6 protein-coding genes and 4 pseudogenes are annotated in these 13,589 nt (G+C 73.0%); 2 read left to right on the top strand and 8 right to left on the bottom strand.

Annotated elements, in window-relative coordinates; translation table 11 throughout:
* Window positions 1-3: 3 nt before the first annotated feature.
* Window positions 4-1,387 (bottom strand): annotated as a pseudogene (locus tag HEP85_RS12000) (NAD(P)/FAD-dependent oxidoreductase).
* Window positions 1,388-1,800: 413 nt separating this feature from the next.
* Window positions 1,801-2,714: pseudogene (locus tag HEP85_RS11995) on the bottom strand (TIGR01777 family oxidoreductase).
* 71 nt (window positions 2,715-2,785) lie between these two features.
* Here HEP85_RS11995 and HEP85_RS11990 point away from each other — a divergent pair.
* A complete protein-coding gene (locus HEP85_RS11990) occupies window positions 2,786-3,274 on the top strand; it encodes a GNAT family N-acetyltransferase (protein WP_211117926.1) in 489 nt (162 codons plus the stop codon).
* A 36-nt stretch (window positions 3,275-3,310) separates the two neighbouring features.
* Here the strand turns inward: HEP85_RS11990 and HEP85_RS11985 are convergent, their stop codons facing one another.
* Entirely contained in the window at window positions 3,311-4,495 is a 1,185-nt protein-coding gene (locus tag HEP85_RS11985; protein WP_168527777.1) for a MarP family serine protease, read from the bottom strand.
* A 397-nt stretch (window positions 4,496-4,892) separates the two neighbouring features.
* On the opposite strand from HEP85_RS11985, the gene HEP85_RS11980 reads away from it, so the two are divergent.
* Window positions 4,893-5,699: a peptidoglycan recognition protein gene (locus HEP85_RS11980; RefSeq protein WP_348772397.1), complete on the top strand. Its 807-nt coding sequence runs from the start codon at window positions 4,893-4,895 to the stop codon at window positions 5,697-5,699.
* Between the two features lie 453 nt (window positions 5,700-6,152).
* Here the strand turns inward: HEP85_RS11980 and HEP85_RS11975 are convergent, their stop codons facing one another.
* From HEP85_RS11975 to sucB, 5 genes and pseudogenes are all read right to left on the bottom strand, one after another.
* Window positions 6,153-6,674 carry a DUF4240 domain-containing protein gene (locus tag HEP85_RS11975; protein WP_211117924.1) on the bottom strand — a complete coding sequence of 174 codons (522 nt, stop codon included), beginning with the start codon at window positions 6,672-6,674 and terminating at the stop codon, window positions 6,153-6,155.
* Window positions 6,675-6,786: 112 nt separating this feature from the next.
* Window positions 6,787-7,759, bottom strand: a pseudogene (locus tag HEP85_RS11970) (helix-turn-helix transcriptional regulator).
* Between the two features lie 103 nt (window positions 7,760-7,862).
* Window positions 7,863-10,565, bottom strand: a complete 2,703-nt coding sequence (aceE, locus tag HEP85_RS11965) for a pyruvate dehydrogenase (acetyl-transferring), homodimeric type (RefSeq protein WP_168527774.1) — start codon at window positions 10,563-10,565, stop codon at window positions 7,863-7,865.
* Between the two features lie 259 nt (window positions 10,566-10,824).
* Complete coding sequence (locus tag HEP85_RS11960) at window positions 10,825-11,448, bottom strand: GntR family transcriptional regulator (RefSeq protein ID WP_168527773.1); 624 nt, start codon at window positions 11,446-11,448, stop codon at window positions 10,825-10,827.
* A 239-nt stretch (window positions 11,449-11,687) separates the two neighbouring features.
* Window positions 11,688-13,496 (bottom strand): annotated as a pseudogene (gene sucB / locus HEP85_RS11955) (2-oxoglutarate dehydrogenase, E2 component, dihydrolipoamide succinyltransferase).
* Window positions 13,497-13,589 lie beyond the last annotated feature (93 nt).

Below are 13,589 nucleotides of genomic sequence, written 5' to 3'. Positions count from 1 at the left end.
GGGTCAGGCGGCCGCCTCCAGCGGCTCCTCGGCCGCGGCCGGACGGGCGCCCAGGTCCGCGAGCAGGGCCTGGGCGGCCCTGCGGCCCGAATGGAGGGCGCCCTGGAGCGTTCCGGTGTCGCGATGGTCGCCGCAGACGTACAGGCCCGCCAGGAGGCGTACCGGGCGGCGCAGGTCGTGCGGCGGGGGCATCGCGGGGACGGCGTCGGGGGTGTGGTGGACCGCGAGGAGTTCCCAGCGGCCCGTCGGCGTCCCGTACAGGCGGGCCAGCTGGGCGCGGACCGCCGCGTCCAGAGGGGCGGGGGACGGGGGACACCCAGCACCGTCGAGGAGATCAGGACGCGCCCGGCCGGGGCGCGGCTCGGATCGACCTGGCTCACCACCGCCGTGTGTGCCACCGGGCCGCCACGGTCGGCGTCCAGGAGCAGGGCGGGCTCGGCGAGCGGCGGCTCGTCCGTGGTGTGGTGCAGGACCGTCACCGGGTGGAAGTCCGGGACGCGCAGTCCGGGCAGCAGCCGGGCGGCGTCACGGGCCCCGGTGGCCAGCAGGATGGCGCGGCAGGTGAGCCGGCCGTGGTCGCGTGTGGTCACGGTGGTCGTGGAGACCGCGGTGACCTGGACGCCGGTGCGGACGGTGCCCGGGGGGAGGGAGGCCGCGAGGAGCTCCGGCAGGGTGTCCGCGCCGCCCTCCGGCAGACAGAGCCGGCCCGACGCGAACGAGTGCAGGGCCAGGTCGGCGGCCCGGCTGGAGGCGGTGAGGCCCGGATCGCACAGGAGCGCGGCGAGCAGGGGGCGCAGGAAGCCGTCGACCGTACGGGGCGGCAGACCCCGGGCGGCCAGTGCCCGCGCGGCGGGGAGCTCCGGGCGGGTCAGGAGACGCTCGGGCGGGGTGGCCGCGAGGCGGGCGAGGGCGGCGGTGAGGCGGGTCTGGTCGAGGGGGCCGCCCAGCGGGCCGCGGGACCCCGCCCTGGCTCCGGGAAGGGCGGGAGGAACTCCGGGTGGCGGCCCGGGGGAGTCGGGGGGCGCTTGCGAGGGCGCGCGCTGCGGTGAGTGCGCCCCTTGCGCTCCGGGGGGTGAGGGCAGCCGGCGCGGTGGTGGCGGCCGTCGCTGTGCAGCAGGACGCCCGGGGAGAACGGGCGCAGGGTCAGGCCGTCCAGGCCGGGGGTGCGGCGTAGTTCCGGGTACGACGTGGACAGCAGCCGGCCGATGCGATCGAGCCGGAATCCGTCCACCTTCTCCGTCGACATGCGGCCGCCCACGGTGGGGGCGGCCTCCAGGACCACGGTGGTGAGCCCCGCCCTGGTCAGGTGCTGGGCGGCCGCGAGGCCCGCGGCTCCGGCCCCGACGATGACGACGTCCACGTCCGCTTGACATACGGGCTCTAGCACATGCCCCTCCTCGAGGTTGCGCGGCCGGTGGGGACGTCATGCCCCCAACATGCCCTGGGAATACCCGAGTTCGGGTCGAGAGTAGGGGTGCGGGCGGCGTGGGGGAGTCGCGCGTCGGGTGTGCACGGTCGCATGGGGGTGCATACGGTTCCGTGTCCGACCGGGGTTTTTCGCCCCCGCCGCCCCTACCCGTCCCATCCCGTACCTGGGGCTCCGCCCCCAGACCCCCGGTCGGCCTTGAGGGCCTTGTCCTCAAACGCCGGACGGGCTGACTACCCAGCCCGTCCGGCGTTTGAGGACGAGCTCCTTCGGGCGATGCGGGGGTCCAGGGGCGCAGCCCCTTGGCGGGGTCCGGGGCGGAGCCCCAGGGACAGGATGGGTCGGGTAGGGGCGGCGGGGGCGAAAACACCCGGTCAGCGCAGGGCCGCTCGGAGCGTGTCCTCGATCGACGGGAACGTGAAGGCGAAGCCGGACTCCAGGAGGCGGCCGGGCAGGACCCGCTGACTGCCCAGGATGTCCCCGGACATGTCACCGAGAGCCACCCGCAACACCCCCGCGGGAGTGGCCAGCACCGTGGGCCGCCGCATCACCCGCCCCATCGCCGCCGTGATCTCACGGTTGGTCAGCGGCTGAGGCGCGGTCAGATTGACCGGCCCGGACAGCGACGGCGTGTCCATGAGGTGCCTGATCGCGGCCACCTCGTCGTGCACGGAGATGAAACTCCAGTACTGACGGCCGTCCCCCATACGCCCGCCGAGCCCCGCCTTGAAGAGGGGGAACAGCCTCCCCACGCCCCGCCCTCCCGCGCCACCACCAGCCCCGTACGGGCGAGCACGGTACGGACACCCGCCTGACGCGCCGCGGCAGCCGCCCCCTCCCACGCCACGCACACGGAGGGCAGGAACCCCTCCCCGGTAAGCGCCGACTCGTCCACCGCCCGCTCGCCCGTGTCGCCGTAGAACCCGATCGCGCTGCCGTTGACGAACACCGGCCGCTCGTCGAGGGACGCCACCGCCTCGGCGAGCACCGTGGTCCCGCGCACCCGGCTCTCCCGGATCGTCCGCTTGTACGACTCCGTCCACCGTTGCGAGGCGACGCCCGCCCCCGCGAGGTTCACCACCGCCGCGCACCCGGCGAGCGCCCCCGCGTCGACCCCGCGCCCCTCCGGATCCCACCGCACCTCGCTCGGGGTGCGGGGGGCCCGCCGCACCAGGCGGACCACCTCGTACCCGTCCGTGGTCAGGGAGCGCGTCAGCGCCGAACCGATCAGGCCGGACGCACCGGCGATCACCACGCGGGAACCCGGAGCAAGCGGTGAGTCGTTCATGCGCCCATCCTGCCCCGCGACCCGCGAAAAGACGGGCGGGAGCCCCGTGGCGCCGCCGTACAGTGATCCTCATGCCGGTACCGCACATACGCTTCGCCACGCCTGACGACGAGGACGCCCTCGGCCGTCTCGACCGCGCGACCTGGTCCACGCAGCACGCGGTCATGCCCCGCCCCCAGCCGCCGTACGAGCCCTTCTACAACGACCGGTTCGGACCGCGCGACCATCTGGTCGCCGAACTCGACGGCGTCCTGGTCGGCTACGTCCGGCTCGGCCACCCGACCACTCTCGCCTGCAACTCCCACGTCCGGCAGATCCAGGGACTCGCCGTCTCCGACGCGGCCCGCGGCACCGGTGTCGGGCGGGCGCTGCTCCGGGCCGTGCAGGACGAGGCCCGGCGGCAGGGCGCCCGGCGGATCTCGCTGCGGGTCCTCGGGCACAACACCCCGGCGCGGAAGCTGTACGAGTCCGAGGGGTTCGTGGTGGAGGGGGTCCTGCCCGAGGAGTTCCTGCTCGACGGCGAGTACGTCGACGACGTGTTCATGGGCCGCGGTCTCTGACCCCGGTCCTCGGCCCCCGACCGGGCCCGGCCCACCTCACGAGGTGACCAGGTCACCCGTGTCCACCGGCGCCGTCGCCCGCGCCGCCCGCCGCGCGTCGCCGCTGACCTCGTCCGCCGTCAGGACGTAGCCGGTCTCGTTGTCCGAGGTCGAGCGGGCGAAGACGACCCCGTACACCCTGCCCTCGGTGGTGAGGAGCGGACCGCCGGAGTTGCCGGGGCGGACGGTGGAGCGGATCGAGTAGATCTCCCGGGTGACGGTGCCCGTGTTGTAGATGTTCTGGCCCCGCGCGTTGATCTGGTTCGCGACCGTCGCCGCCTGGAGGTCGAGACCGCCGTCCTGCGGATAGCCCGCGACGACCGCCGAGTCGCCGCGCGCGGCGCTCGTGTCGAAGCGGAGGACCGGCGCCCGGAGACCGGGGACGTACAGGACCGCGACGTCCTTCCGCGGGTCGAAGAACACCACACGTGCCGAGTACACCCGGCCCACGCCGCCCACCCGCACCGTCGGGTTGTCGATGCCCGCCACCACATGGGCGTTGGTCATCACGTGCTGCGCCGCGTACGCGAACCCGCTGCCCTCCCGGCCCTGGGTGCCCGCGGCGCCCTCGATCTTCACCGTGCTCAGCTTGGCGGCGGTCGACGCGGACTCGGTGACGCTGTCCCCGGAGGGCTTGGCGACACCCGCCGTCGGCTCGTTCTCGAACGGGTTGAAGACCTGTGGGAAGCCCGCTTCCGTGAGCGCCGAGGTCGCCCGTGAGAACCAGGTGGGCGTGGTGTCCGGCATCGTCTTCTGCACCGCGCCCAGCAGGGCCGAACCGCGGATCGACTGCGTGATCAGGGTGGACGAGGAGGCGCCCAGGACGCTCGCCGCCACCCAGGCCACCAGCAGCACGGCCAGTGTGTTCGCCGCCGCCCCGCCGATCCCGTCCGCCACCCGCAGCGGTCCCCGGTCCAGCTCGCGGCGCAGTTTCAGCGCCAGCCGGCCCGCCAGCTCGTGGCCCACCACGGCCGGTACCAGCACCGTCAGCACCGCCGTCACCGTCGCCGCAGACGTCCCCGCCGTCACCAGGTCCATCATCCAGGGCAGCACCCATACGCCGATGACCGCGCCGCCCACGAACCCGGCCAGCGAGACGCAGCCGGCGACCAGGCCGCGCCGGTAGCCGGACGCCGCGTAGGCAAGGATCACCAGCATCAGCAGGATGTCGAGCAGGTCCACGGAGCCGCCTTTCTCTAGGGCCCCTTAGTACGCGCGGGGCGGGCTCAGTGATCAGGCACGCGCGCGTGGTCCCGCGAGGGGACCACGCGTGCGTCGGACTGTGAAAACGCTCCGGACCAGGGAGATGGTTCCACCGGGTGGCACAGTGCACATCGCGAGGCGGGAGGATCCGGGCGAGGGTGAGGGCATGCGTGTCGTCCGGAGGGCGCGAGGGGCATCGCGGGAATCAGGCGGGGAGCGACTTCGCCATGCGCTGGAATGGGTGCCGCTGTGGCTGCGGTGGTGGCTGCCGCGGCGACCGGTGTGGACCGGGAACTGGTGGGCCTGGTGGGTGACGTGCCGCCCGGCGTGGGACCGGTCGGCGACGTGGCGAGCGGTGTGTGTCCGGGCCCGGTCGGTGACGTGGCGGCCGGTGTGGAGCGGCCCGCTGCGGGGCCGGTGGGCGACGCGGCCCACGCTGATCGTGCTCGGGTGTGTCTCCGGGCTGCTCGCCGTGCTCGCGCTCGTCCTGTGCGCCCTCGGAGTGGACGGTGCGGTGGGCCGCTCCCGCACCGCCGCGCCTCCGGCCGCCGTGCGGCCCGCCGTTCACACAGCCGTGCGGCCGACCATCGTGCCGCGGTCTCGCTGGCTGGACGCCCGGACCGCGCACGGCCAGCCGCCGCCGCGTTACGACGACCGGGTCGTCGCGGTCTTCGTCCACCACACCGACTCGCCGAACGCGTACGACTGCGCCGACGTGCCCCGCATCATCCGGTACCTCTACGCCGGGCAGACCGGCGCCCGGAACTGGGACGACATCGGCTACAACTTCCTCGTCGACCGGTGCGGGACGATCTACGAGGGGCGCGCGGGCGGGGTCGACCGGGCCGTCACCGGTGCCCACACCCAGGGCTTCAACCACCGGACCGCGGGGATCGCGGCCATCGGTACGTTCACGGAGGGGGCGGTGGTGCCGCCGGCGATGACCGAGGCGATCGCGGAGCTCGCCGCGTGGAAGCTGGGGCTGGCGGACGTGGATCCGCGGGGCACCGTGCGGCTGGTGTCCAGTAACAGTCTCAGTCGGTACGCCGTGGGTACCGCGGCGGTGCTGCCGACGCTGGCCGGTCACAACGCCGGGTTCATGACCACGTGTCCGGGCGCCGCGCTGACGGCTCGCCTGCCGGCGATCCGCACGAGGGCCGCCGTTTTGCAGGGCCGGCGCTGAGGCTCCGCCGGGTTTCCTCGCCCTTGCGGCTCCTTGTCCGACCCGTCCGTTCCGGGGCTCCGCCCCGAACCCGCTCAAGGGCCGCGCCCCCTGGCCCCCCGCTTCGCCCGAAGGGCTCGTCCTCAAACGCCGGACGGGCTGGAGACGCGGGCCTGCGCTGGAACGTTCCGGCGGGGCTGGGGATGCGGGCTTGCGCTGGAACGTTCCGGCGGGGCTGGGGATGCGGGCTTGCGCTGGAACGTTCCGGCGGGGCTGGCGATCCGGGCCTGCGCTGGAACGTTCCGGACTGGGTGGAGGTGTCGGTCCGCGCTGGATGAGGGTTCCGGCCGGGGGATGCCTTTCAGCCCGTCCGGCGTTTGAGGACGAGGCCGTTCAGGCCGAAAGCGGGGGTCTGGGGGCGGCAGCCCCCAGGTACGGCGGGGACGGCGCAGGCAAGTACCCCCACCCCGACCCTCACCCCCTGAAACGCTCCCACAGCTTGGGATACCGCTCGGCGAGAACCCCCTCGTTCTCGAAGTCGAGCGGCGTCCCCTCCGGCTCCGGCGACGCCGGAGGAATCCCGAGGTCGGGCGCGACGACCCCGGTGAGCTGTTCGTACGCCTCGTCCGCCGCGTACCCCAGCTCCTCGCCGTCCCCGTCGAGATCCTCGTCGAAGTCGTCCAGCAGCTCGGCGAGGGTGTCCGGGTCGTGCATGGCCCCCTCGAAGACCTCACGCCCCTGGCCGATCAGCCAGCACCGGAAGAAGTCGAAGGCGTCGTCGCTCGCCCCGTCGAGCAGCACCCACGCCGCGCCCCACAGATCCCAGCGGTAGGCGCGGTTGTAGCGGGCCTCGAAGTGACGGGCGAAGTCGAGCACGACGTCCGGGTCCCGCTGGACGAGCCGTTCGACGATCAGGTCGGCGTGGTCCTCGGGGTCGCCCTCGACGGCCTCGCGGGTCGTGTCCACCAGCTCCCAGAACTCCGTCTCGTCCATCACGGGTCAAGCATCGGGCCTGAACGGGAGTGACGCACGCGGAGTGCCGCAGATTGTTATGCGCGCACATGCCGACGGTAAAACCGGCAGGTGCGGGGTGCTTTCGCGGGCCCCGTCACGCGTAGAGCGCCGCCGACCGCGCCGCGTCCGCGGCGAAGCGCTCGCGCAGGGCGGCGGGGGAGAGCACCTCCACCTCCGGCCCGAGCCCCGTGAGCTGCGTATGGGCGACCTCCTCGGACTCGACGGGGAGGGTGACGGTCACCCACCCCCGGTCGTCGGGGGCACCGCATCCGTCCAGGGCCGCCCTCGCCGCCGTGGGATCGACGGCGTACGGCAGACGCCGTACGCCGTCCGGGGAGAGCCGTACGACGGCCTCGGCCCGCAGGATGGACCGCGCGAACTGCTCGGCCCGCTCCTCCCAGAACCCGGGCAGGTCGAAGCCCTCGTCCCGCCGGAACCGCTCCTCGCCGAGACCGACCGCGGTGAACCGGTCGATCCGGTACACCCGGAAGGTCCCCGCCTCCGGCACCCGCGCGCACAGGTACCAGACCCCCGCCTTCAGCACGAGCCCGTACGGCTCCAGCGTCCGCTCCACCTCCGCCCCGTCGCGCCCGTACCGCGCGACGACCGGCCGGTCGTCCCACACCGCGTCCGCGACCGGCGGCAGCAGCTCCGGCGCCCTGGGCTCGCTGAACCAGGCGGGCGCGTCCAGATGGAAGCGCTGCGCCGCCGTCCGTGAGGCGTCCCGCAGGGAGGGCAGCAGGGCCGCGGAGACCTTCAGACGGGCCGCGGACGCGGTGTCCTCCAGACCCATCTCGCGCAGCGCCCCCGGTACCCCGCTCAGGAAGAGCGCCTCCGCCTCACCGCGCGCCAGGCCGGTGAGCCGGGTGCGGTAGCCGCCGATCAGCCGGTAGCCCCCCGCCCGCCCCCCGGTCCGCGTACACCGGGACCCCCGCCTCCGAGAGCGCCTGAGCGTCCCGCGCGACGGTCCGCTCGGACACCTCCAGCTCCCGCGCCAGCTCGGCGGCGGTCATCGACGCCCGCGACTGGAGCAGCAGCACCATCTTGATCAGGCGGGCAGCACGCATGGGTTCATCATGCCGGGCGCCACCGACAGCGAGCCGGGGGCGGTGACGACGGCGAGGGGGTACGGCGGTCGCCGTACCCCCTCGCCGGGATGAACCACAGGTCCTACAGGCCGTAGCGCTCCCGGGCTTCCTTCACCGCGGACGTCTTGACCTCACCACGGCGGGCGAGCTGCGCCAGCGCCGCGACGACGATCGACTGCGCGTCGACGCCGAAGTGACGGCGGGCCGCCACACGGGTGTCCGAGAGGCCGAAGCCGTCGGCACCGAGCGAGGACCAGTCCTGCTCGACCCACTGCGCGATCTGGTCCGGGACCTGGCGCATGTAGTCGGAGACCGCGAGCACCGGGCCCTCGGCGCCGTGCAGCGCCTGGCGGACGAACGGCACCCGCTCCTCGCCGCGCAGCAGCGCCGCGTCGGCCTCCAGCGCGTCGCGCCGCAGCTCGGTCCAGGACGTCGCGGACCACACGTCCGCGGCGACGCCCCACTCCTCGGCGAGCAGCCGCTGCGCCTCCAGGGTCCAGTGGATCGCCGTGCCGGAGGCCAGCAGCTGGACGCGCGCGGCGTTGGCGGCCGGGGACAGGCCCGCCGACTCGGCCGTGTTGAAGCGGTACAGGCCCTTGACGATGCCCTCGTCGACGCCGAGCCCGGCCGGCTTCGCGGGCTGCGGGATCGGCTCGTTGTAGACCGTCAGGTAATAGAAGACGTTCGGGTCCTCGCCAGGCGCGGTCTCGCCGTACATACGGCGCAGACCGTCCTTGACGATGGCCGCCACCTCGTACGCGAACGCCGGGTCGTAGCTGAGCGCCGCGGGGTTGGTCGCCGCGATGACGGGGGAGTGGCCGTCGGCGTGCTGGAGGCCCTCGCCCGTCAGCGTCGTACGGCCGGCCGTGGCGCCGACCAGGAAGCCGCGGCCGAGCTGGTCGCCGAGCTGCCACATCTGGTCGGCCGTGCGCTGCCAGCCGAACATCGAGTAGAAGATGTAGAAGGGGATCATCGCCTCGCCGTGCGTGGCGTACGCGGTGGACGCGGCGATGAAGTCCGCCATGGAGCCGGCCTCGGTGATCCCCTCGTTGAGGATCTGGCCGTCCTTGGCCTCCTTGTAGTACATCAGCTGGTCGCGGTCGACCGGCTCGTACGTCTGGCCCTTGGGCGAGTAGATGCCGAGGGAGGGGAAGAGGCTCTCCATGCCGAAGGTGCGCGCCTCGTCGGGGACGATCGGCACCCAGCGCTTGCCGCTCTGCTTGTCGCGGACGAGGTCCTTGACGAGCCGCACGAAGGCCATCGTCGTCGCCACGTTCTGCGTGCCGGAGCCCTTGTCGAAGGACGCGAACGCCTTGTCGGCGGGGGCGGGCAGCGGGGCGAGCGGGTGCGTACGGCGGGCGGGGGCCGGGCCGCCGAGGGCCGCGCGGCGCTCCTGGAGGTAGCGGACCTCGGGAGCGTCGGCGCCCGGGTGGCCGTAGGGAACCACACCGTCGACGAACTGGCTGTCGGAGATGGGCAGTTCGAGCAGGTCACGCATCTGCTTGAACTCGTCCGTGGACAGCTTCTTCATCTGGTGGTTGGCGTTCTTGGACGCGAAGCCCGTGCCGAGGGTGAAGCCCTTGACCGTCTGGGCCAGGATCACCGTCGGTCCGCCCTTGTGGGCCAGCGCGGCGCGGTAGGCGGCGTACACCTTGCGCGACTCGTGGCCACCGCGGGAGAGGTGGAAGCACTCGGTGATCTTGTCGTCGCTCAGCAGCTTCGCCATCTCGACGAGCGCCGGGTCGGCGCCGAAGAAGTCCTGGCGGATGTAGGCGGCGTCGCGGGTCTGGTACGTCTGCACCTGGGCGTCGGGTACCTCGCGCAGCCTGCGTACCAGCGCGCCGGTGGTGTCGAGCCGGAACAGCTCGTCCCAGGCGTTGCCCCACAGGGACTTCACGACGTTCCAGCCGGCGCCGCGGAACTGGGCCTCCAGCTCCTGCACGATCTTGAAGTTGGCGCGGACCGGGCCGTCGAGGCGCTGCAGGTTGCAGTTGATGACGAAGGTCAGGTTGTCCAGGCCCTCACGCGCGGCCAGGGCGAGTGCGGCCGTCGACTCCGGCTCGTCCATCTCGCCGTCGCCGAGGAACGCCCACACGTGGGACTGCGAGACGTCCTTGATGCCGCGGCTGGTGAGGTAGCGGTTGAAGCGCGCCTGGTAGATCGCCGACAGCGGGCCGAGGCCCATCGAGACCGTCGGGAACTCCCAGAGCCAGGGCAGCCGGCGCGGGTGCGGGTAGGACGGCAGACCGTTGCCCCCCGCTTCCTGGCGGAAGTTGTCGAGCTGCGTCTCGGAGAGGCGGCCGTCGAGGAAGGCGCGGGCGTAGATGCCGGGGGAGGCGTGGCCCTGGATGTAGAGCTGGTCGCCGGACCCGTCCCCCTCCTTGCCCTTGAAGAAGTGGTTGAAGCCCGTCTCGTAGAGCCAGGCCGCGGAGGCGAAGGTGGCGATGTGACCGCCCACGCCGTGTTTCGCGCCCCGGGTCACCATCGCGGCCGCGTTCCAGCGGTTCCAGGCGGTGATCCGGCGTTCCATCGCCTCGTCGCCGTCCACGACGGGTTCGGCGGCGGTGGGGATGGTGTTGACGTAGTCGGTCTCAAGCAGCTTGGGCAGCGCGAGGCCGTTGCCCTCGGCGCGCTCCAGCGTGCGGCGCATCAGGTACGCGGCACGGTGCGGCCCGGCCGCCTTGGTGACGGCGTCCAGTGAGGCCTGCCATTCGGCGGTCTCCTCGGGGTCGCGGTCCGGGAGCTGATCGAGCTCGCTCGGCTGGATTGCGGTGGGGTCGGTCATTGCGCCGCCTTCCGGAGTCGAAGGGGGTTCCCTCATCGGTAAGGGTTCGGGGTCGCCCTTGGTCTTTGGCAGGACAGGGCTCAAGGGCTCTGGTGCGAGCCCGCGATGACTCTAACTCCCTGATCGATGATCGATCAAAGGAATCCGGCCGAAAACCTCTCTGTCGGGCAAAAGTCGGCACGGGGTGCCTCGGTAGCAGGCACCGGGTGCCTTGGATTCAGGGGATTTCCGCAGGTGAGCATGGCCGCGCTCCGCTGTGTCAGGGCCGCGGCGCGCAGCCGAGGACGTGCGCCTTCACCAGTTCCGCGATCAGCGGGTCCCGGCGCCGGAAAGCGTCCACGAGGGCCTCGTGCTCCTCCGCGTACGACTGCTGGACCGTCCCCAGCCAGCGGATCGACAGCGCCGTGAAGACCTCGATGCCCAGGCCCTCCCAGGTGTGCAGGAGGACGGAGTTGCCGGCGGCACGCACCAGTTCCCGGTGGAAGGCGACGGTATGGCGGACCTGGCCGGTTCCGTCCGACAGCCGGTCGGCCTCGTACAGCGCGGTGACGTGCGGCTCCAGCGCCGAGCAGTCCTGGGCGAGCCGCTCCGCCGCCAGCTCGGCCGCGATGGCCTCCAGACCGGCCCGTACGGGGTAGCTCTCCTCCAGGTCGGCGGCCGTGAGGTTGCGCACCCGCACGCCCTTGTTGGGCGCCGACTCGATCAGCCGCAAGGACTCCAGCTCCCGCAGCGCCTCCCGGACCGGGGTCTGGCTGACCTCCAGCTCGGTCGCGATCCGCCGCTCCACGATCCGCTCGCCCGGCTTCCAGCGCCCGCTCACGATCCCCTCCACGATGTGCTCGCGGATCTGTTCGCGCAGCGAGTGGACGACGGGCGCGGTCATGAGGGCTCCTTCGGCGGGGGCTCTGGATCCAATACTGCGGCCCGAAGGGCCTCGTTGAGGGGTGGTGACCGGGCGACGAGCGGGACCCAAGGGCGTCTGACGTTTAGACAATAAGGCCGCACCACTGCCGGAGAGAGGCGCACGGGGGCGCTTTCGCGCAGGTGAGACGAGACTTACACGCACGCGACGCCCCCGCCCGGAAGGTTCCGGACGGGGGCGTCGCGTGCGCCGGGGTGGGACTACAGGCCGAGCTCGACCTCGAACTCGCCCGCCTCCAGGATCGCCTTGACCGCGGTCAGGTAACGGGCCGCGTCTGCGCCGTCCACCAGACGGTGGTCGTAGGAGAGCGTCAGGTACGTCATGTCGCGGACGCCGATGACCGTGCCCTCCTCCGTCTCGATGACGGCCGGACGCTTGACCGTCGCGCCGATGCCGAGGATCGCGACCTGGTTCGGCGGCACGATGATCGTGTCGAAGAGCGCGCCGCGCGAGCCGGTGTTGGAGATGGTGAAGGTCGCGCCGGACAGCTCGTCCGGGGTGATCTTGTTGGCCCGGACCTTGCCCGCCAGGTCGGCGGTCGCCTTGGCGATACCGGCGATGTTGAGATCGCCCGCGTGCTTGATGACCGGGGTCATCAGGCCCTTCTCCGAGTCCACCGCGATACCGATGTTCTCGGAGTCGAAGTAGGTGATCGTGCCCTCGTCCACGTTGATCCGGGCGTTGACGGCCGGGTGGGCCTTCAGCGCCTGAGCCGCCGCCTTCACGAAGAACGGCATCGGGGAGAGCTTGACGCCCTCGCGGGCCGCGAAGGAGTCCTTCGCCTGCGCGCGGAGCTTCATCAGGCGGGTGATGTCGACCTCGACGACCGAGGACAGCTGGGCCTGCTCGTGCAGGGCCTTCACCATGTTGTCGCCGATGACCTTGCGGATGCGCGGCATCTTGACGGTCTGACCGCGCAGCGGGGAGACCTCCAGGACCGGGGCCTTCTTGGCGGCGGGAGCGGCGGCCGCGGCGGGAGCCGGAGCGGCCGCGGAGGCCTTCGCGGCCTCCGCGGCGGCGATGACGTCCTGCTTGCGGATGCGGCCACCGACGCCGGTGCCCTTGACGGCGGCCAGGTCGACACCGTTCTCGGCGGCGAGCTTGCGCACCAGCGGGGTGACGTAGGCGCCGTCGTCACCGGAGGTCGCGGCGGGCGCCGGGGCCGGGGTGACGGGGGCGGGCGCGGCTAAGCGCGGGAGCCGGAGCGGCGGGCGCGACCGGGGCGGCGGCCTGGACCGGAGCCGGAGCCGGAGTCGGAGCCGGAGCCGGAGCGGCCGGAGCGGCGGGGGGTAAGCGCGGGGGCCGGAGCGCGGGGGCGGCCGGGGCCGGAGCGGCAGCGGCGGGTGCCGGAGCCGCGGGAGCCGGAGCGGCGGCCGGAGCCGCGCCCGGGGCGCCGATGACGGCGAGCTTGGCACCGACCTCGGCGGTCTCGTCCTCGCCGACCACGATCTCCAGCAGGACGCCGGCGACCGGCGCGGGGATCTCGGTGTCGACCTTGTCCGTGGAGACCTCGAGCAGCGGCTCGTCCTCCGCGACCTCCTCGCCGACCTGCTTCAGCCAGCGGGTGACGGTGCCTCGGTGACCGACTCGCCCAGCGCGGGCAGCACGACGTCGGTACCGGAGGCGCCACCGGCCGGAGCGGCGGGGGCGGGGGCGGCAGGGGCGGCGGGCGCCGGAGCCGCGGGGGCCTCGGCGACCGGGGCCGGAGCGGCCGGGGCCGGGGCGGCCTCGGGCTCGGCGGCCGGAGCGGGGGCGGCGGCGGGCGCGCCCGTGCCGTCGTCGATGACGGCCAGCTCGGCGCCGACCTCGACCGTCTCGTCCTCGGCGACCTTGATGGAGGCGAGCACACCGGCGGCGGGGGAGGGGATCTCGGTGTCGACCTTGTCGGTCGACACCTCGAGCAGCGGTTCGTCGGCTTCGACGCGCTCGCCCTCGGCCTTCAGCCAGCGGGTGACAGTGCCCTCGGTGACGCTCTCACCGAGCGCCGGAAGGGTTACGGAAACCGGCATGGTTTCTGTTGCTCCTTACGAATGGGTCTCCCCTGCTGCCCGAGCGGAGTCGAGAGCCTGGGGAAGGTGCGGAAGTCTGTGGTCGTCGCGCCC

The sequence above is a fragment of the Streptomyces sp. RPA4-2 genome (assembly GCF_012273515.2).
Classification (GTDB): Bacteria; Actinomycetota; Actinomycetes; order Streptomycetales; family Streptomycetaceae; genus Streptomyces; species Streptomyces kaempferi.
The sequence above is the reverse complement of the archived record's forward strand: the minus strand, read 5'-3'. Positions and strand labels throughout refer to the sequence as shown.